Raw genomic sequence first — 22326 nt, forward strand, 5'->3', positions numbered from 1 at the left:
GGAGTGTGCCTTCAGGCACCTACGAGCAGAGGGCGTGGGGCAACGACGCAATAGTTAATGCGAAGCATTCTCATTTAATGAGTTGTGCATGTCAAGAACTTGCGATCGATGGAAGCCGCATCGTGGAGACGAGTGGACGTCTGAATGCAGCGATGGATGCAAGTCCGCGGCAGTGCCGGGTTGCATCGGCATGCGCTGTGGCATGAATCAGGATGACGACGCCAGTCTGCTTCGCGCACAATGAAGCTCGTCACCATTCAGCGGCGGCCATTGAAAAAGCGAGTCATGTCGCGCAGGCGAGAATGCCCGGGCGCATGCGCGCTTGCGTATCGACAGGATCTGCGTGACATGTTGCTTATGATCGGATAAGCAGCCTCGGAATCCCACAAGGTTCGAAGTTGTCCGATGCTCCCGCCAAAAGCCAACCTGCTTCTGGGCAGGCTGCCGTCCGGTCATATTGCCGAATATGAGCCTTGCAGCAGCGATGCTCGCCCCGCGAGGATGACGCTTGCACGGCCTGCCGAGCGACCGACTCGGCCGTTTCGCACGGCTATACTGTGCCCCCCAGCGGCGAGGGCGCCGATGCCTGCGGCGCCTTCAGTGCAACTGGGGCCATGGGTACGAGCACTTTCATCTGCTACTTCACGTAGTGCCGGTAAGTGTCATGCACTCCGGTAGCGACGCAGTCGTGGGGTAACCGACTTCGGAAGCTATTCGACGTCACTTGATCAAGAGAAATCAATGGCAGCTCGCAGCCAAACATACATGCCACATATCGATGGGCTCCGATGCCTTGCGGTCATGGCTGTCCTGCTTTTTCACTTTGGCGTTCCCGGGCTGGGCGGGGGATATGTTGGCGTCGATGTCTTCTTTGTCATCAGTGGCTATCTGATCACCAAGGGCATCGCCGATGAGCTTGTCCGGACCGGAAGCTTCAGTTTCAGTCACTTTTACGCGCGCCGTATTCGCCGCATCATCCCCGCCCTGATCGCCACGTTGGCCATGACGACGATCCTGGCGATCGCGAGCCTGACACCAGCCGATCTTGTCGCTTACGGCAAATCGCTGATTGCATCTTCCGTCTCTCTTTCCAACCTCCTGTTCTGGTCAGAGAGTGGCTACTTTGATGCTGCTTCCCAGACCAAACCACTGCTGCACACATGGTCCCTTAGCGTGGAGGAACAGTTCTATCTGTTCTGGCCTGCGCTCATTTATCTAGCCTACCGGCTTTTCAGCAGGCGAGGCCTGTTCTGGAGCATCGTTGCGGCTGGCGTGCTGAGCTTCATCGCGAACCATCTTGTCGTCACTGCCCACAACATTGGTTATAAATCGGATCTGTTCTTCCTGCCGCAGTTTCGTGTCTTTGAGTTTGCCATTGGCGCCATAGGGTGCTTCGTTGTAAAGAAGCTTCCATCATCCCGCTGGCTGCATGAGCTATTAATGGCCTTGGGTCTGGCCATCATTGCCTATTCCATTGCCTGGCTCAGGGAGGGCATGGTTTTTCCGTATGTGAAAGCGATTGCGCCATGCCTGGGTGCGCTCTTGGTTATCGTTGCACATAGGTCGACAAGTGCTGGCGCGTTACTCACCAACAAGGCAGCGACCTGGATCGGGGCGATCAGCTATTCGCTCTATCTGACGCACTGGCCAATTGTGGTGTTCGTTGACCAGTATCTACCGGTAGCGGCCTGGGGCATCAAGTTTGCAGTCATGGCCTCGCTTTCGCTAGTGACCGCCACGGCCCTTCACTATTGGGTCGAGGCCCGGTTCCGCTATACGCGATCCAGCCCTGGCCGTGGCAATCTGATCGGCCGGATCATCGCAAGCGCGGCCGCCATGTCCGTCTTGGGTGCCGCCGTGTTCGCTTCCAACGGCATGATCTGGCGCTACAACTATTTCATGCCTGGCTCCTTTGGCAGGTCGATGGCGGAGACAGCCCTCGTACCACCGTCGAAGGAGAGCGAGCCGGCTGCTGTGGCTGGCGAGACCTCGAAGACGGATCTCCGGGGCGCGCCTGAACAGGCCAATCCTGTCTTTCGTCCGCTTAGTGCAACAGAAATCGAGGCTGGTAAGAGTCGGCGTTTCGCAGGCATCTTGACCGCGTGCAACGTGCAGGTGCTTCAGGACGCGAAGCGATGCTTCATGGATCGACCCGTGCAAGTCCTGTTCTTTGGGAATTCGCATGAGCCCGATGCCTTCAATGCCTTCAATCACGTGTATGGCAAGGATCCACGGGTCAACCTGATCAATTTCGGTACGGTCAACGATTGCAAGACAGTCCAGACTGCGGACTCCATTTCTTCGCCGACGCAAAACCTGGCTTGCGATAAGCGTTTCGCTACCTTGAATGATGAGAGGTTCCTTAGGCATGTCAATGTGTTGGTCTACAATGTCCACGATGGATTCGATGAGGTTGCACGGTATCTTTGGGGCATCCTCGAACTCCTGAAGAGGAAGAATCCCTCTATCAGGATCATTGCCATCGGGTCCTATATGCAGACCAAGATGGATTGTTCGTCCTTGTACAACAAGTACGGAACGTACGACGCTTGCAAGCGCAAGGAATTCGTGCAGAGTTTTGATCCTGATGAGCGGGCGTTGTCGCCCATTCCGCAGGTAAAAACTCTCGATTATGTCTATATCAGCAAGGATGAGCTGTTCTGCAAGGGAGGGAAGCTTGCAACGTGTACGATGTATGCAAACGGCGAGCCGGCGTTCTACGATGAGGACCACCTTTCCATGGGTTTTGCCAGGTACATGGGTGACCGGATTGTAGAGACCCATCGGGCCGATCTGACCGCGGTTGGGCTTCCGGTCCCGGATGGAGCGGATTTGAAGCTGTCCGGCACGGGCTCGCCAGTGCAAACAGAATCTCCCTCGATTCAGGCTGGCCCGAAGCGCTAACGGGCAGGGGCGAGAGCTCTGGTGGTTTCCATGACGAACCAATCTGGCAGGTATCGGCAATGCTGCTGATGATCGACAACTACGACAGCTTCACCTTCAACCTCGTGCAGTACCTGGGTGAACTGGGGCAGCAGGTGAAGGTGGTGCGCAATGATGCGCTGGATATCGCCGGCATCCGTGCGCTGAAGCCTTCGCACATCATGATCTCGCCAGGTCCCGGTACGCCGGATGATTCGGGCGTATCGCTGGATGTGCTGCGCGAGCTGGCTGGCGAGATTCCGGTGTTTGGCGTATGCCTCGGCCACCAGGCGATCGGCCAGGTCTTCGGCGGCAAGGTGATCCGTGCCAAGCAAATCATGCATGGCAAGACCTCGCCGGTGCGTCACCTCGGCCAGGGCGTGTTTGCCGGCTTGCCGGATCCGTTCGAGGCGACGCGCTACCACTCGCTGGTGGTGGAGCAGTCTTCGCTGCCGGATTGCCTGGAGGTCACTGCGTGGACCGAAAACCCGGACGGCTCGATCGACGAGATCATGGGCCTGCGCCATAAGACGCTGCCGGTCGAGGGCGTGCAGTTCCATCCCGAATCGATCCTGACCCAGCATGGCCATGACTTGCTGCGCAATTTCCTTGGCCTACCACTGAAGCTGGCCGCATGAACGGGCATGGTCGCGACATCACGATCACGCCACAGGAAGCCTTGCAACGGACGATCGAGCATCGCGAGATCTTCCACGACGAGATGATCGCGTTGATGCGCCAGATCATGCGCGGGGAAGTGAGCCCGCTGATGACCGCGGCGATCATGACCGGTCTGCGCGTGAAGAAAGAAACCGTGGGCGAGATCACTGGCGCGGCGCGCGTGATGCGCGAGTTGTCTGAGAAAGTGCTGGTCGCAGGCGGCAACGAGCATCTGCTGGACATCGTCGGCACCGGCGGTGACGGCGCCTCCAGCTTCAACATCTCCACCGCGTCGATGTTCGTTGCGGCGGCGGCAGGTGCACGCGTCGCAAAGCATGGCGGCCGCAGCGTGTCGTCGAAGTCCGGCAGCGCGGATGTGCTGGAGGCATTGGGCGCATTGATCGATCTGAAGCCGGCCCAGGTGGCCGAGTGCATGACCGAGACCGGGATCGGCTTCATGTTCGCGCCGAACCATCATCCGGCGATGAAGGTGGTGGCGCCGGTGCGCAAGGAGATGGGCGTGCGCACGCTGTTCAACATCCTCGGCCCGCTGACCAATCCGGCCGATGCACCGAATATCCTGATGGGTGTATTCCATCCCGACCTCGTCGGTATCCAGGTGCGCGTGCTGCAGCAGCTGGGCGCGCAGCACGCAATGGTGGTGTGGGGACGCGACGGCATGGACGAGATCTCGCTGGGCGCGGCCACCCTGGTCGGAGAACTGCGCCACGGGGTGGTGCGCGAATACGAGATCGAGCCGGAGGACTACGGCCTGGCGATGGCTTCCAGCCGCAATCTGCGGGTGGAAAACGTGGATGAGTCGAAAGCGATGCTGCTGGGGGCGCTTGAGGGTCGCCGCGGCATCCCGCATGACATCGTCTGCCTGAATGCCGGCGCGGCGCTGTATGCGGCCGATGTGGTTGATTCCATCGATGACGGCATCGAGCGTGCGCGCGAAACGATTGCCAGCGGCGCCGCGCATGCGAAAATGCAGGCCTTCGTGGCAGCCACCCGACGGCTGGCCGGCTCGATGTGACAGCACGCTGAAGAGCGTGTGTTCATCGCGTTGACGACACGACATCGCAATCGCGCATAGGATGCGCTTATACACGAACGAGTGAGATGCCATGACCGACATCCTCAATCGCATTCTTGCCCGCAAGGCAGAAGAGATTGCCGAACGCCAGGCGAAGCTGCCGTTGGCCGAGCTGATGGCACGCATTGCGGAGCAGCCGGATACCCGCGGTTTTGCCGCCGCGATCGAGGCGAAGATCGCCGCTGGCCTGCCGGCGGTGATCGCCGAGGTGAAGAAAGCCAGCCCGAGCAAGGGTGTGATCCGCGCGAATTTCGATCCGGCGGCGATCGCGAAGAGCTACGAAAAGGGCGGCGCCGCCTGCCTGTCGGTACTGACCGACAGCGATTTCTTCCAGGGTAGTGAGGCCTTCCTGCAGCAGGCGCGCGCGGCCTGTTCGCTGCCGCTGCTGCGCAAGGATTTCATCATCGATCCGTACCAGGTGTACGAGGCGCGTGCGATCGGCGCCGACTGCATCCTGCTGATCGTCGCCGCGCTGGACGATGACGTGCTGATGCAGCTGTCGTTGCTCGCCGCCGAGCTCGACCTGGACGTGTTGTGCGAGGTGCACAACGAGGAAGAGATGGAACGCGCGCTGGCGTTGCCGGTGCCGTTGATCGGCGTCAACAACCGCAACCTGCGCAATTTCGAGACCTCGCTGGAAACCTCGCTGGCGATGCTGGCACTGATCGAGTACGACCGCGTGCTGGTGGCCGAATCGGGCATCCATACGCCGGAAGATGTCGCACGCCTGCGTGAAGGCGGCATCCAGGCGTTCCTGATTGGCGAGGCGTTCATGCGTGCCAAGGATCCGGGCAGCGAATTGCGACGATTGTTCGCCACGCCGTGACCATCATGCCAGAGGGGGAGATGGATGCGGCACCGTTGGAAGCTGCAGGGCCGCGTGTGGTGTTGTTCGATTTCGACGGCGTCCTGATCCACGGTGACGCGTTTTACCTGTTCATGCGTGAGCGTTACAAATGCGCGCCGTGGCGGGTATTGCTGGCGCTGCTGTGCTCGCCGCTATTGCTGTTGCAGCTGCTGTTCTCGCGCCGGCTGCCGCTGCGCACGCTTGTGCGCATAGCGTTGCTCGGGCTGGGCGAGAAACGCTATCAGGCGGCAGCGACCGCGTTTGCCGGGACTCTGGTGCAGCGGTCGCGACAGTTTTGTCGCGACGGCCTGCAGGCGCTGCGCCGGCATCAGGCAGCTGGCGACCGGGTGATCGTGGTGACGGGCTGCGAGCACGCCCTGGTCAGCGGCATCCTGCAGCAGCTGGGTCTGACCGATCTGGAAGTGCTTGCCTCGCGGCTGCGCCGTGGCTGGTTCGGCATGCGGCCGCAGTGGCACAACGTGGGGCGGCGCAAGATCGAGTCGTTGGCGAAGCACGGGCTCACCACCTGGCAGGTGGCCTATGGCGATTCGATCTACGATGCGCCGATGCTGAAACTGGCCACCGAGGCCGTGCTGGTTAACGGCACGCCCACGCTGTGCAAGAAGGTCGAGAAGGCGCTCGGCCGGGCGGTTACCCGCGTCGAGTGGTTCTGACAACATTGCCGCTGCATCCTAAGATTCTGGCCAGGCGCACTTAAGTTGATACAGTCACAGGTCAAGATCGTGCCGTTCGAGCCACGCTTGCGCGAGTACTTCTACACGCTCAATGCCGCGTGGCTGCAGAAGCACTTCGTGATCGAGCCGATCGACGAACAGATACTGCGTGATCCCGAGCATGCGGTGCTGGAGTCTGGCGGCGCGATCTTCTTCGCGCTGCTCGGTGAGGTAGTGATCGGTACCTGCGCCTTGCTGCACGAGGCGCCGGGTGTCTACGAACTTTCCAAGATGGGCGTGGACGAGTCTTTCCGAGGGCTGGGTGCTGGCAAGCTGCTGCTGGATGCGGTGATTGCCGAATTCCACCGGCGTCATGGCCATACCCTGTTCCTCGAATCGAACAGCAGCCTCAAGCCTGCGTTGCACATGTACGAACGGGCCGGCTTCGTGCTGCAGCCGACGATCCGCGATGGCTCGCATTACGCGCGCGCGGATGTCTACATGCTCTATGCGCCGAAACCGGCCGTCCCGCCGCCCCGTAAACCCTAGCGGGTGCCACGCACCACGATGGTCTTGCCGGAGACGTCGATCATCCGCTGCTCTTCCAGCTGCTTGAGCACACGGCCGACCATCTCGCGTGAGCAGCCGACAATGCGGCTGACTTCCTGGCGCGAGATGCGGATCTGGGTGCCGTCCGGATGGGTCATCGAGTCAGGTTCCTGGCACAGGTCGAGCAGGGTGCGCGAGATGCGGTTGGTGACGTCCATGAACGCCATCCGGCTGACCTGGCGCGAGGTGCGCAGCAGGCGGTTGGTGAGCTGGGCGCCAATCGCGAACAGGATCTTCGGGCATTCCTCGCGCAGCGGGCCTTCCATCAACTGAAACAGGCGCTCGTAGCTGATCTCGGCCATCTCGCACGGAGTACGTGTGCGCACCATCGATTCGCGCTGGGCCTGCTCCACGAACAGGCCCATCTCGCCGATGAACTGGCCGCGGCTGATATAGGCAAGGATCAGTTCACGACCCTGCTCGTCCTCGGTGCATACCGCCAGCGAGCCGTCGATCACGTAGTACAGGGTATTGGCCGGGTCGCCGGGGCGGATGATCGCGGTCTTGCCGGGGTAACGGCGGCGATGGCACAGCCCGAGGAAACGTTCCATCGCGGCGGGGTCGGGGGCAAAGCCGAGTGGTGCCTGCGAGCGCTCGAAAGCCTGTTGGAGCTGGTATTTGAGTTGCGCCACGTTCATCCCCGAAAAATGGTTACCTTGCCGCAGCGATTCATTGCAACCGCAGCATGCGTGTTTGTGACCCCCTGTAAGCTCGGCATTATGGCAAACCCGGGCGGCTTGCCGCAGGTTCAATTTCTTTTCGTTTTGCCGCATACTTCGCAGTCTTCCGGCGGCGACGAGACTGTCGCACGCCGTTCACAAGGGTCGTGCAGGCTACCTGCCTGTACTTCACACCATTCTGCGGGGACCCTTGTCGCTAACCCGCCTCTACTGCTGACCGGATGTCCGGTCATGGAGAGCCGCCGTGGTCAAACCACTTCCCCGTCTGCGCCTGCAGGGTTTCAACAACCTCACCAAGGCGTTGAGCTTCAACATCTACGACATCTGCTACGCGGTGTCGGAAGACCAGCGTCGCAACTACATCGAGTACATCGATGACCAGTACGATGCCGACCGCCTGACCCAGATCCTCACTGACGTGGCGGAGATCATCGGCGCGAACATCCTCAACATCGCGCGCCAGGATTACGACCCGCAGGGCGCCTCGGTGACGATGCTGATCTCCGAGGAGCCGGTGCTGGAGAAGCTTGGCCGCGACACCATCTCCGGTGCCGTGGTCGCGCACATGGACAAGAGCCACATCACCGTCCACACCTATCCGGAAACGCATCCGCACAACGGCATCGCCACCTTCCGCGCGGACATCGACGTGGCCACCTGCGGCGTGATCTCGCCGCTGAAGGCCCTGAACTACCTGATCGACAGCTTCGAGTCGGACATCGTGGTGTGCGACTACCGCGTGCGCGGCTTCACCCGCGACATCAAGGGCAAGAAGCACTTCATCGACCACAAGATCAACTCGGTGCAGGACTACCTGGCCAAGCACATCCGCCAGAAGTACGAGATGTTTGACGTCAACGTGTATCAGGAAAACATGTTCCACACGAAGATGCACATCAAGGACTTCGACCTGGATACGTATCTGTTCGACTCGCACGCCGATGACCTGTCGTTCAAGGAGCGCCAGCGCATTGAGCAGCTGCTGCGCCGCGAGATCGAGGAACTGTTCCACGGCCGCAACCTGATGTGACAAAAAACCCGCCGAAAGGCGGGTTTTTTCTGGGGGCTTTTTTGTAGGGGCGCACCCTGTGCGCGATGCTCTAATGTCGATCGGAGCAAACAGCATCGCGCACAGGGTGCGCTCCTACACGCGATACGCCACCGTCTTCATGACCGTCGAGCTGAAGTGCATCAGCTGCGGCAGCGGGAATGGCAGTTCGATGCCACCGCGCTGCTGGGCCGCCTGCGCATGGCGTATTTCATCGGCCTGCATCTGGGTCAGCACGGCGCGCGAGCGTTCGTCCTGGGCCGGTAGTTTCTCCAGGTGTTCGGCCAGGTGCGCTTCCACCTGACGTTCGGTTTCCACCACGAAGCCTAGGCTGACGGGATCGCCGGCCAGTGCGGCGGCCGCGCCGATCGCATAACTGCCGAGGTACCACAACGGATTGAGCAGGCTGGCGCGGCTGTCCAGCTGCTGCAGCCGTTGCGTGCACCAGGCCAGGTGGTCGGTTTCCTCGGTGGCGGCGTGCAACAGGTGTTCACGGTTGTCCGCGTTGCGCGCCAGCGCGGCCTGGCCGAGATACAGCGCCTGGGCACAGACCTCGCCGGTATGGTTGATCCGCATCAGGCCAGCAGCATGGTGGCGTTCGGCATCGTCCAGCTCAGCCTCGCCGATGCCGGTGGCAGGCGAGGGACGCTGCGCCTGCGGCGAGCCGGCGATCGCTTCCAGTGCGCGCTCACAACCGGCGAGCAGGCGATCGAGCGGGGTCAGCGTACGGACGTTCATGGGCTTTCCTGCTGGAATGGGTACGTTCAATGGGCGTGTATCAATTGCTGGGCCAGCAAGGTCAATGGATGCCGGGTGGGCCAGTGCAGGCCCTGCGCATCGATCCCTGCGGCCAGATGCAGGCGGCAGCCGATATTGGACGACAACAGCTGCTGCGGATCCAGCGTGGCGACTTGTCGCAGTGTCGCGTCGCGCAGTTGTGCGGCGCGTTCGGGGAATTCCAGCAGATGACTGCCAGCAGCGCCACAGCAGTACGGTGGCCGCGGCAACGGCAGCACGTCCAGATCCGGCACGCGGCGCAGTAGCTGCAGCAAGGCGTGGTCGCTGCGTGCCACATTGATCTGCGTGCATGGCAGGTGCAGCGTGATCCGTTGCGCCAGCGGGCGGAAAACCAATGCATCGGCGTGCGTCGCCAGCAGTTCCACCGGGTCGACCACACTCACGCCTGGTAACGCGCGACGCAGCGTGCCAAGGCAGCCGGGCGTCACCGAAACCAGTTGTGTGGCGCCGCATTCGGCCCAAGCGCGGCGTACATGCTGGGCAGCCCGTTCGGCAGATTCCGTCGCGCCACCATGCAGATCCATCGCGCCGCAACAGAACGCCGGCAGCAGGCTGATCTGAAAACCGGCAACCTGCAGGAGGGTGATCGCCGCCTGTTGCGCTTCGGCATCGTCGATGCTGGCCACGCAGCCGGGGAACAGCGCCACGCATGGTTGTCCATGGTTCTTGTCGCTGGCTCGGGCGCGTGCCGCCGGGGCCTCAATGGGTATCACCAGCAGGGCAGCACGCCAGGGCGAGTCCGCCGGCAGTCGCCGCGCCAGCCAGCCTTTCCAGCGCGGTAGCGCCATCCACCCGCCGATGTGGTGCAGGGCGCGCATCAGGACCGGGCGCTTGATCAGGTTCAGTAATTGCCGGGGAGATTGCGGCCCAGGCCCCAGTAGGGCGCGGGTTTCGATCAGCAGTTCGCCATACTGCACATTGGCCGGGCAGGCTTTTTCGCAGTTCAGGCAGCCCAGGCAATGATCCAGGTGTTCGCGCAGCCCGGCGGTGGGATCGACCTGGCCCCGGGCCAGCGCAGCGGCAATGGCGATGCGGCCGCGCGGCGATTCCGCCTCATTCCGGTCCAGCGCATAGGTGGGGCAAACCGGCAGGCAGAGCCCGCACTGCACACATTGATCAGCCAGTTCGGCAATGCGGCCGACAGGCGCGCGCGTGGGGGACTTTTCAAGCGGCATGCTCATCATGCTATCATTGCCAGCTCACAGCCCGCCGGTCGGTGGGCTTGCGCCATGGATGACTGCTCCGCTATCATCTCGCGCCTTTGTTCCACCGATTACGCGTACCGCCACACGGCGGCAGACTAGGTATTCTGAAATGAAAACGTTTAGCGCCAATGCAGACAACGTCAAGCGCGACTGGTTCGTGGTCGACGCCACGAACAAGACGCTCGGTCGCCTGTCGACCGAAATCGCTCGTCGTCTGCGCGGCAAGCACAAGCCGGAATACACCCCGCATTGCGACACCGGCGATTATATCGTGGTGATCAACGCGCAGAAGGTGGCCGTCACCGGTGCCAAGCTGGACGACAAGAAGTACCACCGCTTCACCGGTTATATCGGCAACCTGAAGACGACCAGTCTGAAGGACCTGCTGGCGACCTACCCGGAGCGCGTGATCGAGATCGCCGTCAAGGGCATGCTGCCGAAGAACCCGCTGGGTCGCGAGATGTACCGCAAGCTCAAGGTCTACGGCGGTGCCGAGCATCCGCATACCGCACAGCAACCACAGGCGCTGGAACTCTAAGGAATCATCATGACGATCCAGCAGAATTACGGCACCGGCCGCCGCAAGACCTCCGCCGCCCGCGTGTTCCTGCGCAAGGGCAAGGGCGCGATCGAAGTCAACGGCAAGTCGCTTGAGGCATTTTTTGGTCGCGAGACCTCGTGCATGATCGTGCGCCAGCCGCTCGAACTGACCCAGAACACCGAGAAGTTCGACATCACGGTGACGGTTGCCGGCGGCGGCATCACCGGCCAGGCCGGCGCGATCCGCCTGGGCATCGCCCGCGCACTGATCGAGTACGACGAGAGCCTGAAGTCGCCATTGCGCAAGGCCGGTTTCGTGACCCGTGACGCCCGTGAAGTCGAGCGCAAGAAGGTCGGTCTGCACAAGGCACGTCGCGCCACCCAGTTCTCCAAGCGCTAATTCTCCTTCGGGAAATCGCGTTTGTCGGTTCGATGCAACAAAGTCAGAGCGCATCGATCCAGCTGTTTTTGGGAGATCGTCTAACGGTAGGACGACAGCCTCTGACGCTGTCTATCTAGGTTCGAATCCTAGTCTCCCAGCCAAGATCAAAGGCCCCGCGAAAGCGGGGCTTTTGTTTTGGGGCTGCACAAGGGTTTGAAGGCATTTGGAGCTCGTCCCGAGATTCACCCTCTCAAACGACGCGAGCAGTCTGCTCTGGCCCCGTGAGTCTGGCCCCAACCGACTAGGTGTCAGGCGATACGCAGACCCAGAATGTCAGGTGGAACCGACGAGCAGGGCACCCTCTTCATGCGGTAAATTGAAGCTCCACAAGACAAGCTGGAGATCGTGCTGGAGTTCGCTAAGCAGATCAAAGGCCCATGATAGGAGCGTGCGATGTTGCTTTTGAGGGTCACGTTGGCTGCGCTGTTGATGGGTATGAGCTCCTCCGCTTTCTCCGAGCAACTGAAACACGTGTCGTTCGACGAGTTCACGGGCAAAATCTTGCCTTTTAGTATTCCGCTGCGGATGAGCGTCCCGGAGACATACGAGCGTGTGGAAGCGAATCGGCCTGGCGCCAGCGCCCACTACTGGATGACGCACTCCGATGCGCAGCTCTATGCAACCACAGGTGAGATGCCGCATGGAGCCGGCTACATGTCCTGGAAAACTACAGGTGTCAGATACGACGCCAAAAGCGATCTCTTCACTGGCGCCGAAGGTCTCGACAGCGCTCAGGAAGCCATGCTGGAGGCGAGCAATTCCAACATCCATCGCGTGCGATGCAAAGCAGGCAGATACCCGGTGCTACTCGCGGACATGGTCAACCGGAAAACCGGGATACGGATTCGATTGATGTATGTGGCCACGTTTCGAGGCTCGGAATCCTTGAGTGTCCGATACATCACGCCGAGCCTGCAGCATCAGCTCAGCGATGAGCTCTGGGCCGACGTGAAACAAGGCTTGGACTGCACCTTGCAGCCAACGCCCTCCTCACCCTAAAGGGTCGAAAGCGAACGTCAGGGAGCAGGCGTAGTCGCGCTACTCCCCTATCACGCGCAGGTCACTCCATCTGGTTGAGTACGCAGGCGAGAGGTTCCCTCGCTGCATACTCCACGCCCGATCTCCCTGCAGCTCCGCGCTGGCGATGCCAAGGGTGCCACGCCCCCATTTAGCGTTCACTCGATCAAGGGTTTGCATCAGCACGTCACGGCGCGCATCGGATGAGGGCGGCGCCGCGTCGAACAGATCGCCCTGCGCCAGACCCTTGGGCTGCAGGTCCATCAGCATCACGCCGGCCTTCACGAACCGATAGGGTCGATAGATCCGCCGCAACACCGCCAAGGCCCACTGGGTGAGGGCAGCTGTGTCATCCGTGGCGACCGGGAGCGGCACGGTGAGCGAGGGCGAGTACTGCGCATCCTGCGCACGGAACCGGTTCGTTTCGATCCACACCCCCACCGCGCCGGCTGCACTGCCCGGTTGAACGACGAACTGTTCCCGCATTGCCCACACATTTTGCCCATATCGCGATCAAATACGGGGTCTTCTACTACCGTATCCGGGTAAACCTAAGGTCACATTTGCGAGAACCATATTGGTAGATCGCACTTTGGTCACGACACGCTGTAAAAAGTGTCAACTTCGTTGTAAAGTTGACACTCAAAGAAAGCACGTTGGAGAGGTCCATGGGTAGGCAGCTAACGCACGCGCCGGTTTTTTACGTCGTTGCGCAGATTCGGCACAGCCCTATCTTGAAGTTGGATAGCTTTGTCGCCGACCTTCAGGATCGCCTCCGAAAGCAGGGGTACCCTGGCTATAAACTTCTAAAGCACCTCGCCTTCGAACTGACGACTACCCCGTCTGGACCTCCAGAGGCCAAGTTCGAGCCGGTCGAAGTAAACAACCACATATTCTCTTCTCGCGACGGGGCTGATTCGTTTACCGCGATGAAGGATTCTTTTGCCTTCTCGACCGTGGAATATGGAACGTTCGAGACATTCATCGACCGTCTTAAGCCAGGGCTTCTGGCTTATGCGGAGCTCTGTGGCCCTGACTCTTTCCTGCAGATTGGACTGCGCTTTTTGGACGCCGTGGTCGCGGGGGAAGATGGATTGCTTCCACCCCTGATTCATCGGCAGTTTCTCGGGTTGAATGACACTATCCCCGATGACTGGCTTGCGGACTACACATTTTCTGAGGCATCCCTTGCTCACAACGATCAGAAATTGAAGGCACGCGTCGTGACCCGATCATCAAATGTGATCTGGCCACCTGACCTCGCGCCGTTTGCGCCTCAACTTCCCAAGAAATTTGCCGAGATCAGCGGTGTCCACGCGCTGCTCGATACAGATGCCACTTTCACGACGCCCCAAGGGACGGCACAGCCGTTTGACGTAGACATCATTCTCGATCGCCTTTTGAGCTTGAAGAAGGACGTGTCGGTTGCGTTTAAAGCGACGGTCACGCCGGAAGCCCTGAAGGCTTGGGAGTAAGTCATGGCCATGTTTAAACAGTCTGCGAAAGATCAGAACGTCAAACTAGCCAGCCTTGTTTTAGCTGGCATCCTTGCTGCTGGAAGCGGTGCAGGCGGTGCAGCACAGCCGACGGATATCGGCTACGCGCCGTCCAACGTACGGATCATTAGTCCGGCAAAGAAACAAATAGATTGTTCCGACGAGCTGGCAGACATAAAGCAAGGCCTGAAGCTGAGCACTACAGCCATGTCCATGGCTTTCAACGTCTCTCGTCAAACGATCTATAACTGGCTGGCGGGTGAAACCCCTAGAGCCGAGCAACGGGAAAAAATAGCAAAATTGGCCGCAGCGGCAAGGCACATACACCACGCTGGCGCGTCCGACCGCTTGCAGTTACGCCAGCCTTTAGTTGATGGATCAAGCTTCTGGGAACTAGTGAGTCAGGGCAAAGATCCGCGCGAGCTAGCTAACACTATTGTGAAGAACGCAGATCGTCGGCGTGTTCAGAGGGAGCTTGGCTCAGCACGGTTGCGAGAAAAGCGTGCTGCTGGTTTGGCGGTAGAGATACTGGTCGATGACGATATCGGGTAATTTTTCGACTAAATGCCAAGCGAGAACAGACAAACCGAATGGAGGCAAGGCGATGTGTTCGAAATGCACCTGCCTGGCGCTAGTCATCCCCAACTGGCGCTTCTCGTAACCCACGACTGCGATATATGTGCAGATGATGCCTTAGAGCCGGATGTTGAGTTCATAGAGGCATCTATCGATCAGCGGAAGGAGGGGAACCTGACGCTCGGCAAGAACCCCCGCACTCTTCAGGTCGAAGCGAAGGACTGCACCGAGGAAATTGTTCTGCAGGTTGCAATCCAGAATCGGCGGCGAATGAATAAGCAGGAATTCTTCAGCAACGTAACCAAGGCGCGTCACCAACTTGCCCTCAGAGAGGTCGCCGTTCTTAGGAGGTGGCTTGCGGCCCGATACACACGATCTGCCTTTCCCAATTCGTTCCAGGAGCTGCTAGATAAGACCAAGGTGGCCGAGAAACTCGATGCGTTGGCAAAAAGGCACGGGTCACAAATTCGCGGCGTATTTTTCGATCTCGACAACAATCAGTTGATTGAGTTGTCGGCGGAGAAGCGTCTCCACGAACTCCACATATACGTCGTCTATCTGCAGGACTCTTCGGATGACGATGCGGAAAGATACGCAAAATCTGTAGAGAAACTCTTTAAAGACGCCTTTTTTGACGCTGAGGAAGAATGGACTGGCATCCGCCTTTTGAGCTGCGAGCCTTACTCGGAAGATGCCTTTTCCTACGCACTTGCGCTTAGCAGCAAGTCGTGGCTATCCGATCACCGTAGTTTCGCTGGATACCCTGCGGCATCACATTTTCCAGATGTGGGAGGGTGAGACTGTCACGGTTCGATGACACCAAATTGAACGTCACTCGGCTTCGACTTGAAATGTCCGACTGAAATTTTCGTCGAGGTAGCCGAACAGCCGCGTCGCCCCAACCAAGCGCTCCATCAAGCGGGACGAGCTCCGCCTGCCAACATACGCTGCCAACCCACCCGCAAAAACCTACCCCTTCGGTTCCTCAAACCGCCAGCGTAAAATCCCCGCTTTCACCTCGCGGTAAATCAATGACCTCCGAAACTGACAAGCCGGCGGCCCCTCCGGGCGTGCGCCTGGAAGGTAGCACCGACGCCCTGCCGCTATCGCCATCACTCGGGGTGACACTCGATGCCACGCGCATGCCACGACGCTCCACCCTGGTGGATCGTCGCGTATTGCGCATCACCGTGGTGGCGGTGCTGCTGGGCATCGCGGCTGCCTTCATTGCACGGCTCCTCACCTCGCTGATCGGGCTGGTAACGAACCTGGCGTTCTACGGCCGGCTGTCGACGACATTCAGCTCGCCGGCCGATAACCATCTGGGACTGTGGGTGATCGTGGTGCCGGTGATCGGTGGCCTGATCGTCGGTGTGATGGCGCGCTGGGGTTCGCGCGCGATCCGCGGCCACGGCATTCCGGAGGCGATGGAGCAGGTTCTGCTCAACGAGTCGAAGATTCCGCCGCGGATCACCTTCCTGAAACCGATTTCCTCGGCGATCGCGATCGGCACCGGCGGCCCATTCGGTGCGGAAGGTCCGATCATCGCCACCGGTGGCGCGCTCGGTTCGTTCGTCGGCCAGTTGCTGCATGTCACCGGCGCCGAGCGCAAGGTGCTGCTGGCCGCCGGTGCGGCGGCGGGCATGGCGGCGGTGTTCGGTTCGCCGGTCGCGGCGGTGGTGCTGGCAATCGAATTGCTGTTGTTCGAGCTGCGTCCACGCTCGCTGATCCCGGTAGCGCTGGCTTGCGTTGCTGCTACCGGCGTGCGCTATGCCACCGTGGGTTCGGCACCGGTATTCGCAATGCCGACGCTGGCTGCACCGGGTCTCATGGCGCTGCTTTCCTATGTTGTTATCGGCGCAGTGCTGGGCCTGATCAGTGTGGGCGTGACGCGGATCGTCTACGGCATCGAGGACGTGTTCGAGAAGCTGCCGATCCACTGGATGTGGTGGCCGGCGATCGGTGGTGTCGCGGTGGGCGTCATCGGTTATTTCGCACCACTGACGCTGGGCGTGGGCTACAGCAACATCGAGGACATCGTGTCCGGCCAGCTCCCCCTGCAAGCGCTGGCGTTCCTGTGTGTGATGAAGTTCCTGTCGTGGTCGATTGCGTTGGGCAGCGGCACCTCCGGCGGTACGCTGGCGCCGTTGTTCACTATCGGCGGTGCGCTGGGTGCGTTGTTCGGCATGGGTCTCGCCGTGCTGGCACCGCAGTTTGGCGTCGACCCGCGCGTCGCCGCCCTGGTCGGCATGGCGGCGATCTTCGCCGGCTCCGCGCGTGCGCTGCTCACCGCGGTGGTATTCGCGTTCGAGACCACCGGCCAGCCCGCTGGCCTGCTGCCGCTGCTCGGTGGCTGTACCGCGGCCTATCTGATTTCCGCGCTGCTGATGCGCAATACCATCATGACCGAGAAGATCGCACGCCGCGGTGTGCGCGTGCCGGTCGAATACGCTGCCGATTATCTGGATCAGGTGGTGGTGCGCGATGCCTGCACGCACGAGGTGGTAACCCTGAGTACCACGCAGACGCTGGCCGAGGTGCGCCGCTGGTTCAACGAAGGCCTGCCTGACATGCAGCACCAGGGCTATCCGGTCATCGACGACAAGGGTCATGTGCGTGGCGTGCTGACCCGCCGCACGCTGCTGGATCCGCAGTGGCACTACACGCTGTCCCTGGGCGAGCTGGTGTTGCGCGAACCGATCGTGGTGAAGGAAAGCCATTCGCTGCGCGAGGCCGCCGATCACATGGTGGCGCATAACGTCGGCCGCCTGATCGTGGTGGGTGACGAGGCGCCGCACGCGCTGGTCGGCATCCTTACTCGTGGCGACATTCTCACCGCACACGGGCAGCGCCTGCAGGAAGCGCGCAAGTCCGGGCGCTATCTGCACTTCCGCAAGGGGCGTGTGGTGAAGCGGCCGGTCAAGCCGGCTGGTGCTTGAGCAAGACTGGCGGCGTCGGTCGTTGACCAACGCCGCCGTGTGATCACATCTCGCGGTCGCCGATCAGCACCACGTCGGCCGGGCGGCGGGCGAACAGGCCGACCGTAACGATGCCGGGCAGCTGGTTGAGCTCGCTCTCCAGCGCGGCCGGATCGACGATCTGCCAGCCGTGCACATCGATGATCCAGTTGCCGTTGTCGGTGACCACGCCGTCACGCCATACCGGCTGACCACCGCGCTTGACGATCTCCCGGCCGATCAGGCTGCGCGCCATCGGGATCACCTCGATCGGCACCGGAAACTTGCCGAGCAGGTCGACCCGTTTGCTCGAGTCGATGATGCAGACGAACTTCTGACTGGCCGCAGCGACGATTTTTTCGCGGGTCAGCGCGGCGCCGCCGCCCTTGATCAGGCGCTTGTGTGTATCGCATTCGTCGGCACCGTCGATGTAGATCGTCAACGGTCCGGCGGAGTTGAGGTCGAGTACCGGAATGCCGAGTTTCTTCAGCTGTGCCGTGGATTGTTCCGAGCTGGATACCGCGCCCTGGATGCGATCCTTCAGGTCGGCCAGCGCGTCGATGAAGAACGCCACGGTGGAGCCGGTGCCGACGCCGACGATGGCGCCATCCTCGACGTAGCGGATCGCAGCCTCACCGGCCTGGCGTTTTTCGTTGGCGTTGCTCATGGAATCGGTTCCGTAAAGGTGGATGGATGCGGGATACGGCAGCTGGTCCTGCTTATTCCAGCGCGAGAATATATTTCCAGTCAGCGTCGTCCACCGGCATCACCGACAGCCGGTTGCCCTTGCGCAACAACGGCATTTCGACCAGCGCGTCATGGCCCTTGAGTTCGTCCAGGCTGATCGTGCGTTTGAGCTTCTTCACGAACTTCACGTCGACCAGCATCCAGCGCGGGTTGTCGCGCGAGCTGCCCGGGTCGAAATACTTGCTCTTGGGGTCGAACTGGCTGGGGTCGGGGTAAGCGTCGGTGGCGACCTCGGCAATACCGACGATGCCGGGCGTGGTGCAATTGGAGTGGTAGAAAAACACCTTGTCGCCAGGGCGCATGCCGTCGCGCATGAAGTTGCGCGCCTGGTAGTTGCGCACACCATCCCATGCTTCGCGCTTTTTGCGTTTCAGGTCGTCGATCGAGAACGCATCGGGCTCGGATTTCATCAGCCAGTGATTCATGCGTGTATCTCAGGGTTGCAGTCGATCAGTTCGCGATCGGTGGCGATGAAATCCAGAGCGACATCCCATGGTTCCTTATTTACGGTTGCCAGTTCCTGGAAATCGTAGGCAATGCCGACCAGCAGCGGTTCGGTTGGGCGCACCTGCTTGTTGAGGAACGCGAAACTGCGGTCGTAATACCCGCCGCCGTGACCGAGCCGATGACCGCGCCGATCGAAACCGAGCAACGGCACCAGCACCAGGTCGAGCTGGAACGGCTCCAGCAGCTCGCGTGGCGCGACCGGCTCGGGGATGCCGTAACGGTTCGGCTGTACTTCCTCGCCGGATTGCCAGGGCGCGAAGCGCAGATGCTTGTCCGTGCCGATCACCGGCAGCAGGAATTGCTGGCCGCGCGTGGCCAGTGGCGGGATCACCAGGTTCAGCGGCAACTCGCCATGGCTGGCCCAGTAACCAGCGACGCGGCTGTCGGTGAGGTATTCGGGGAGCTGTTCGAGGCTGCGGCGCAGGCCCTGGGCTGCGGCGATGCGCGCGGGCGCGGTGAGGGCGCGGCGCTGGTCGGCCAGGCGCTGGCGAAGCTCGCGTCGTTGGGCGGTGGCGTCCACGTTTCGCGCATCTCCGTCGAAAGTTCGCCCCGTTCATCGCGAGACGAACGGGGCGGGGAATTAAGTGGCGTCAACCGCGGTGCCGCTGCACACCAAACGACCTTGATCCAAGATGGATCAGGTGGGAGGGCTACATGGCCTCGAGGCTTTCCGCACGTGGCGGACATGCACAACAGCCGATGTGAAGCCGACCCGGGGCCGTATTTAGGAACAAGGCAAATGTAAGAGTGTGCTGGCGAACATCGCAGAAAACGCCGAGGTTGATTTTAGGCGCTTGCCCGGCAATGTGCCACTGGCGCATGACAGTCAGGGTTCATCGAACGGCGAGACATGCAATGTTCAAGCGCCGCGGCATTCAACGCTTCAGCAGATCGCCGTCGAGCGCGGCTTCCAGCTTGGTGCGCAACGCGGCAAGGCCGTCACTCAGACGCTGTTCCTGGCCGTCGTGCTGCTTGCGCAGTAGCAGGAATTCGTGGGTGACGCTGATCGCGGTCAGCACCGCCAGCCGTTCGAAGCTGGGCGCCTTGGCGTTCGCGCGCAGCTCGCGCATCTTGCGATCGAGGAAGCCAGCCGCTTCGAGCAGGCCATCGCGCTCTTCCGGCGCGCAGGCGATCAGGAATTCGCGGTCGATCAGTCGCAGCGCGACCGGTTCACTGCTGGACATGGGTTCTATCAACCGTTGCTTTCAAGCGATTTCAGCCGCTGGATCATTGCCTCGACGCGGCTACGGGCCTGCTCGTTGCGCGCGAGCAAACCCGCGCGCTCACCGGACAGCTGCTCCTGGCTCTGGCGCAGGCTGCGATTTTCCTCGGTGAGCCGGCGCACGGTATCGAGCAGGCGATCAAGCTGCTGGCCCAGCGTGGCCAACTCTTGATGGACGGTATCGGGCTGAATGTGATCAGGCGGACTCATAAACGAAACTATAACAGGACGCTGGCCGAAATCAGCGTGACCGCCTGCACAGGTGGGTGGCAGGCGCGGCGGCTGCATTAAACTGGCGGCCATTACTTGAAGGAGTACCGCCATGACGGCTACCGGGCTTGTGGGCCACGACGATATCGATGCGCTGATCATGCGCCTGCGGCTGGGCACCGAAGCCAGCGAACTGCACGGTTCGCTGTGTGGCTATCTGGCTGGCGGCGGCTCCCTGCACGGCAGCTCAGTGCTGGCCGCGCTGCAGCTCGACGGCGAGGCGACCGATCCGAGCCCGGATGACCAGGCCTTGCTGAAGCGACTGGCAAAGCAATGCGAAACCGAACTGACTGATCCCGAGCTTGGTTTCGAACCGTTGCTGCCGGAAGATGACCGCCCGCTGGCCGAGCGTGCCGAGGCGATGGTCGACTGGTGCCGCGGCTTCCTCGGCGGCTTCGGTCTTGCCGGCACTCCCGCGCATGCGCAGCTGTCGGACGAGGCGCAGGAGATCCTGCGCGACTTCGGCAACATCGCCGGCTCGTCGTTCGATTTCGGCAATGAAGACGAGGATGAGGACGCGCTGATCGAGGTGCAGGAGTTCGTGCGCGTCGGCGCGATGCTGCTGCACACTGAGTGCGCCGCACACGACGGGCCTGCCAGCGGCACCGTGCATTGATTCCGACCGCACCGGGACTGGCCACGCTGGTGATCGCGCCGGAAGAGTTTGCGCGCCGTCGCCGCCAGCTGATGCAGATGGCGGGTGAGGACGCGGTGCTGCTGGTGGCCGCGGCGACCGAGCGCATGCGCAATGCCGATGCGGCATGGCCGTACCGGCAGGATTCCGACTTCCACTATCTCGGCGGCTTCCCCGAAGCCGATGCGGTGCTGGCCCTGCTGCCTGGCCGCAAGCATGGCGAGGCGGTACTATTTTGCCGCGAGCGCGATCCGGCGCGCGAGCGCTGGCATGGCCAGACGATCGGTACCGAGCGTGCGGTGGCCGAATACGGCATGGACGACGCGTTCCCGATCGATGACATCGACGACATCCTGCCCGGCATGATCGAAGGCCGCGGCCGCGTGTACTGCCACTTCGGCCGCGAGCCGGAATTCGATGCGCAACTGCTGGGCTGGATGCGCCGGTTGCGCCAGTTGCGCGGCGGCGGTGTGGTGCCGAAGGAATTCGTCGCACTCGGCCATCTGCTGCACGACCTGCGGCTGTACAAGTCGCGCGCCGAACTGAAGCTGATGCGAGCGTCAGCCGCGATCGCGGTCGAGGCGCATCTTGCAGCGCTGCAAGTGGCCACGCCCGGGCGCCGCGAATACGAGGTCGAGGCCGAGCTGCTGCGGGTGATGCGCAGCCGCGGTGCGGTGCCGGCGTTCCCGCCGATCATTGCCGGTGGTGCGAATGCCTGCGTGATGCACTACCAGGCCAATCGCGCGCCACTGAACGATGGCGAGCTGCTGTTGATCGACGCCGGTGCCGAGCTGGACTGCTATGCGTCCGACATCAGCCGCACGTTTCCGCTCAACGGTCGCTACAGCCGCGAGCAGCGCGCGCTGTATGACGTGGTGTTGACCGCGCAACTGGCGGCGATCGACGAGGTGCGACCCGGCCGGCCATTCAGTGCGGCTCATACGGCTGCGGTACGCGTACTGGCCGAAGGGTTATGCCAGCTCGGCCTGCTCAAGGGCGATGCCGATGCGGTGATCGCCGAAGGCAGTTACCAGCGTTTCTTCCCGGCCAAGACCGGTCACTGGTTGGGACTGGATGTACACGATGTCGGCGACTACCGCATCGACGGCGACTCGCGCCTGCTCGAGCCGGACATGGTGCTGACGGTGGAGCCCGGCCTGTACGTGGCGCCGGACGACCGCACGGTGGCCGAACGCTGGCGCGGCATCGGCATCCGCATCGAGGACGACGTGGCGGTGACCCGTGATGGCAACGAGGTGCTCACCGCGGCGATGCCGAAACATGCCGAAGCGATCGAGACCTTGCTGGCCGCGCGCTAGCTCAGTTCGTCCGGCAATTCCGCATCATTGCGCTCGCGGTTCGCTATATCGGTGGCGTGC

The 22326-nt window shown here is 61.5% G+C and carries 25 protein-coding genes, 1 tRNA gene and 1 other RNA gene; 17 read left to right on the forward strand and 10 right to left on the reverse strand.

Annotated features, from left to right (window positions below; genetic code table 11):
• Positions 1-765: 765 nt before the first annotated feature.
• The 6 genes from GSQ75_RS17420 to GSQ75_RS17445 all read left to right on the forward strand — a co-directional run bounded on the left by GSQ75_RS17420 (position 766) and on the right by GSQ75_RS17445 (position 6748).
• Positions 766-2904, forward strand: coding sequence for an acyltransferase family protein (locus GSQ75_RS17420; protein WP_256369809.1), 2139 nt, complete (start codon positions 766-768; stop codon positions 2902-2904).
• A 59-nt stretch (positions 2905-2963) separates the two neighbouring features.
• Complete coding sequence (locus GSQ75_RS17425; protein ID WP_158756141.1) at positions 2964-3560, forward strand: aminodeoxychorismate/anthranilate synthase component II; 597 nt, start codon at positions 2964-2966, stop codon at positions 3558-3560.
• A complete protein-coding gene (gene trpD, locus GSQ75_RS17430; RefSeq protein ID WP_158756142.1) occupies positions 3557-4618 on the forward strand; it encodes an anthranilate phosphoribosyltransferase in 1062 nt (353 codons plus the stop codon). The genes GSQ75_RS17425 and trpD overlap by 4 nt, the downstream gene beginning before the upstream one ends.
• Before the next feature lie 91 nt (positions 4619-4709).
• Positions 4710-5504 carry an indole-3-glycerol phosphate synthase TrpC gene (trpC, locus tag GSQ75_RS17435; protein WP_158756143.1) on the forward strand — a complete coding sequence of 265 codons (795 nt, stop codon included), beginning with the start codon at positions 4710-4712 and terminating at the stop codon, positions 5502-5504.
• Between the two features lie 5 nt (positions 5505-5509).
• Positions 5510-6199: an HAD family hydrolase gene (locus GSQ75_RS17440; RefSeq protein ID WP_158756183.1), complete on the forward strand. Its 690-nt coding sequence runs from the start codon at positions 5510-5512 to the stop codon at positions 6197-6199.
• Between the two features lie 45 nt (positions 6200-6244).
• Entirely contained in the window at positions 6245-6748 is a 504-nt protein-coding gene (locus GSQ75_RS17445; RefSeq protein ID WP_254058633.1) for a GNAT family N-acetyltransferase, read from the forward strand.
• On the opposite strand, the gene crp is transcribed toward GSQ75_RS17445, so the two are convergent.
• Positions 6745-7446, reverse strand: coding sequence for a cAMP-activated global transcriptional regulator CRP (crp, locus tag GSQ75_RS17450; RefSeq protein ID WP_158756144.1), 702 nt, complete (start codon positions 7444-7446; stop codon positions 6745-6747). The two genes, GSQ75_RS17445 and crp, sit on opposite strands and share 4 nt — an antisense overlap.
• A 286-nt stretch (positions 7447-7732) precedes the next feature.
• Between crp and speD the strand changes: the two genes are divergently transcribed.
• A complete protein-coding gene (speD, locus tag GSQ75_RS17455) occupies positions 7733-8518 on the forward strand; it encodes an adenosylmethionine decarboxylase (RefSeq protein ID WP_077442802.1) in 786 nt (261 codons plus the stop codon).
• Between the two features lie 114 nt (positions 8519-8632).
• Here the strand turns inward: speD and coq7 are convergent, their stop codons facing one another.
• Positions 8633-9274, reverse strand: coding sequence for a 2-polyprenyl-3-methyl-6-methoxy-1,4-benzoquinone monooxygenase (coq7, locus tag GSQ75_RS17460; RefSeq protein WP_158756145.1), 642 nt, complete (start codon positions 9272-9274; stop codon positions 8633-8635).
• 26 nt (positions 9275-9300) lie between these two features.
• Positions 9301-10515 (reverse strand): (Fe-S)-binding protein, encoded by a 1215-nt coding sequence (locus GSQ75_RS17465; protein ID WP_254058634.1) that lies wholly within the window; start codon positions 10513-10515, stop codon positions 9301-9303.
• 133 nt (positions 10516-10648) lie between these two features.
• On the opposite strand from GSQ75_RS17465, the gene rplM reads away from it, so the two are divergent.
• From rplM to GSQ75_RS17485, 4 genes are all read left to right on the forward strand, one after another.
• Complete coding sequence (gene rplM, locus GSQ75_RS17470) at positions 10649-11077, forward strand: 50S ribosomal protein L13 (protein WP_077440973.1); 429 nt, start codon at positions 10649-10651, stop codon at positions 11075-11077.
• Positions 11078-11086: 9 nt separating this feature from the next.
• On the forward strand, positions 11087-11479 hold the full coding sequence (gene rpsI, locus GSQ75_RS17475; protein WP_158756147.1) for a 30S ribosomal protein S9: 393 nt from the start codon (positions 11087-11089) through the stop codon (positions 11477-11479).
• Positions 11480-11548: 69 nt separating this feature from the next.
• Positions 11549-11622, forward strand: a tRNA-Gln gene (locus GSQ75_RS17480).
• A gap of 292 nt (positions 11623-11914) precedes the next feature.
• Positions 11915-12520: a hypothetical protein gene (locus GSQ75_RS17485; RefSeq protein WP_158756148.1), complete on the forward strand. Its 606-nt coding sequence runs from the start codon at positions 11915-11917 to the stop codon at positions 12518-12520.
• A gap of 39 nt (positions 12521-12559) precedes the next feature.
• Here GSQ75_RS17485 and GSQ75_RS17490 read toward each other — a convergent pair whose 3' ends face one another.
• Complete coding sequence (locus tag GSQ75_RS17490) at positions 12560-13024, reverse strand: DUF4113 domain-containing protein (protein ID WP_158756149.1); 465 nt, start codon at positions 13022-13024, stop codon at positions 12560-12562.
• A 182-nt stretch (positions 13025-13206) separates the two neighbouring features.
• On the opposite strand from GSQ75_RS17490, the gene GSQ75_RS17495 reads away from it, so the two are divergent.
• From GSQ75_RS17495 to GSQ75_RS17510, 4 genes are all read left to right on the forward strand, one after another.
• Positions 13207-14013 carry a TIGR04255 family protein gene (locus GSQ75_RS17495; protein WP_158756150.1) on the forward strand — a complete coding sequence of 269 codons (807 nt, stop codon included), beginning with the start codon at positions 13207-13209 and terminating at the stop codon, positions 14011-14013.
• Positions 14014-14016: 3 nt separating this feature from the next.
• The gene (locus GSQ75_RS17500; RefSeq protein WP_158756151.1) at positions 14017-14586 is read left to right on the forward strand and encodes a hypothetical protein; all 570 of its coding nucleotides are present in this window, start codon (positions 14017-14019) and stop codon (positions 14584-14586) included.
• A gap of 54 nt (positions 14587-14640) precedes the next feature.
• A complete protein-coding gene (locus GSQ75_RS17505) occupies positions 14641-15408 on the forward strand; it encodes a hypothetical protein (RefSeq protein WP_158756152.1) in 768 nt (255 codons plus the stop codon).
• A gap of 233 nt (positions 15409-15641) precedes the next feature.
• Entirely contained in the window at positions 15642-17549 is a 1908-nt protein-coding gene (locus tag GSQ75_RS17510) for a chloride channel protein (protein WP_254058635.1), read from the forward strand.
• Between the two features lie 43 nt (positions 17550-17592).
• Here GSQ75_RS17510 and rpiA read toward each other — a convergent pair whose 3' ends face one another.
• From rpiA to GSQ75_RS17540, 6 genes are all read right to left on the reverse strand, one after another.
• Entirely contained in the window at positions 17593-18234 is a 642-nt protein-coding gene (gene rpiA, locus GSQ75_RS17515) for a ribose-5-phosphate isomerase RpiA (RefSeq protein ID WP_158756153.1), read from the reverse strand.
• Between the two features lie 52 nt (positions 18235-18286).
• Positions 18287-18739: an EVE domain-containing protein gene (locus GSQ75_RS17520; protein WP_158756154.1), complete on the reverse strand. Its 453-nt coding sequence runs from the start codon at positions 18737-18739 to the stop codon at positions 18287-18289.
• On the reverse strand, positions 18736-19341 hold the full coding sequence (locus GSQ75_RS17525) for a 5-formyltetrahydrofolate cyclo-ligase (RefSeq protein WP_158756155.1): 606 nt from the start codon (positions 19339-19341) through the stop codon (positions 18736-18738). Before GSQ75_RS17525 ends, GSQ75_RS17520 begins: the two co-directional genes overlap by 4 nt.
• A 67-nt stretch (positions 19342-19408) precedes the next feature.
• Positions 19409-19595: non-coding RNA, 6S RNA (gene ssrS, locus GSQ75_RS17530), on the reverse strand.
• A gap of 101 nt (positions 19596-19696) precedes the next feature.
• Positions 19697-20005 (reverse strand): cell division protein ZapA, encoded by a 309-nt coding sequence (gene zapA, locus GSQ75_RS17535; protein ID WP_158756156.1) that lies wholly within the window; start codon positions 20003-20005, stop codon positions 19697-19699.
• 8 nt (positions 20006-20013) lie between these two features.
• A complete protein-coding gene (locus tag GSQ75_RS17540; protein WP_158756157.1) occupies positions 20014-20253 on the reverse strand; it encodes a TIGR02449 family protein in 240 nt (79 codons plus the stop codon).
• A gap of 112 nt (positions 20254-20365) precedes the next feature.
• Between GSQ75_RS17540 and GSQ75_RS17545 the strand changes: the two genes are divergently transcribed.
• Together GSQ75_RS17545 and GSQ75_RS17550 are read left to right on the forward strand one after the other, a co-directional pair.
• The gene (locus tag GSQ75_RS17545) at positions 20366-20929 is read left to right on the forward strand and encodes a UPF0149 family protein (protein ID WP_158756158.1); all 564 of its coding nucleotides are present in this window, start codon (positions 20366-20368) and stop codon (positions 20927-20929) included.
• Positions 20926-22266, forward strand: a complete 1341-nt coding sequence (locus GSQ75_RS17550; RefSeq protein WP_158756159.1) for an aminopeptidase P N-terminal domain-containing protein — start codon at positions 20926-20928, stop codon at positions 22264-22266. The genes GSQ75_RS17545 and GSQ75_RS17550 overlap by 4 nt, the downstream gene beginning before the upstream one ends.
• Positions 22267-22326: the final 60 nt, after the last annotated feature.

It is taken from the genome of Dyella sp. S184 (assembly GCF_009766065.1).
Lineage (GTDB): Bacteria > Pseudomonadota > Gammaproteobacteria > Xanthomonadales > Rhodanobacteraceae > Rhodanobacter.

What these genes read in the sequence shown, in the direction of transcription:
- trpC (WP_158756143.1), top strand. Translation starts at nt 4,710, where the DNA reads ATGACCGACATCCTCAATCGCATTCTTGCCCGCAAGGCAGAAGAGATT.
- GSQ75_RS17500 (WP_158756151.1), top strand. Translation starts at nt 14,017, where the DNA reads ATGGCCATGTTTAAACAGTCTGCGAAAGATCAGAACGTCAAACTAGCC.
- rpsI (WP_158756147.1), top strand. Translation starts at nt 11,087, where the DNA reads ATGACGATCCAGCAGAATTACGGCACCGGCCGCCGCAAGACCTCCGCC.
- GSQ75_RS17490 (WP_158756149.1), bottom strand. Translation starts at nt 13,024, where the DNA reads ATGCGGGAACAGTTCGTCGTTCAACCGGGCAGTGCAGCCGGCGCGGTG.
- GSQ75_RS17485 (WP_158756148.1), top strand. Translation starts at nt 11,915, where the DNA reads ATGTTGCTTTTGAGGGTCACGTTGGCTGCGCTGTTGATGGGTATGAGC.
- coq7 (WP_158756145.1), bottom strand. Translation starts at nt 9,274, where the DNA reads ATGAACGTCCGTACGCTGACCCCGCTCGATCGCCTGCTCGCCGGTTGT.
- GSQ75_RS17510 (WP_254058635.1), top strand. Translation starts at nt 15,642, where the DNA reads ATGACCTCCGAAACTGACAAGCCGGCGGCCCCTCCGGGCGTGCGCCTG.
- rplM (WP_077440973.1), top strand. Translation starts at nt 10,649, where the DNA reads ATGAAAACGTTTAGCGCCAATGCAGACAACGTCAAGCGCGACTGGTTC.
- GSQ75_RS17440 (WP_158756183.1), top strand. Translation starts at nt 5,510, where the DNA reads ATGCCAGAGGGGGAGATGGATGCGGCACCGTTGGAAGCTGCAGGGCCG.
- trpD (WP_158756142.1), top strand. Translation starts at nt 3,557, where the DNA reads ATGAACGGGCATGGTCGCGACATCACGATCACGCCACAGGAAGCCTTG.
- rpiA (WP_158756153.1), bottom strand. Translation starts at nt 18,234, where the DNA reads ATGAGCAACGCCAACGAAAAACGCCAGGCCGGTGAGGCTGCGATCCGC.
- zapA (WP_158756156.1), bottom strand. Translation starts at nt 20,005, where the DNA reads ATGTCCAGCAGTGAACCGGTCGCGCTGCGACTGATCGACCGCGAATTC.
- GSQ75_RS17495 (WP_158756150.1), top strand. Translation starts at nt 13,207, where the DNA reads ATGGGTAGGCAGCTAACGCACGCGCCGGTTTTTTACGTCGTTGCGCAG.
- GSQ75_RS17545 (WP_158756158.1), top strand. Translation starts at nt 20,366, where the DNA reads ATGACGGCTACCGGGCTTGTGGGCCACGACGATATCGATGCGCTGATC.
- crp (WP_158756144.1), bottom strand. Translation starts at nt 7,446, where the DNA reads ATGAACGTGGCGCAACTCAAATACCAGCTCCAACAGGCTTTCGAGCGC.
- GSQ75_RS17540 (WP_158756157.1), bottom strand. Translation starts at nt 20,253, where the DNA reads ATGAGTCCGCCTGATCACATTCAGCCCGATACCGTCCATCAAGAGTTG.
- GSQ75_RS17420 (WP_256369809.1), top strand. Translation starts at nt 766, where the DNA reads ATGCCACATATCGATGGGCTCCGATGCCTTGCGGTCATGGCTGTCCTG.
- GSQ75_RS17520 (WP_158756154.1), bottom strand. Translation starts at nt 18,739, where the DNA reads ATGAATCACTGGCTGATGAAATCCGAGCCCGATGCGTTCTCGATCGAC.
- GSQ75_RS17425 (WP_158756141.1), top strand. Translation starts at nt 2,964, where the DNA reads ATGCTGCTGATGATCGACAACTACGACAGCTTCACCTTCAACCTCGTG.
- GSQ75_RS17465 (WP_254058634.1), bottom strand. Translation starts at nt 10,515, where the DNA reads ATGAGCATGCCGCTTGAAAAGTCCCCCACGCGCGCGCCTGTCGGCCGC.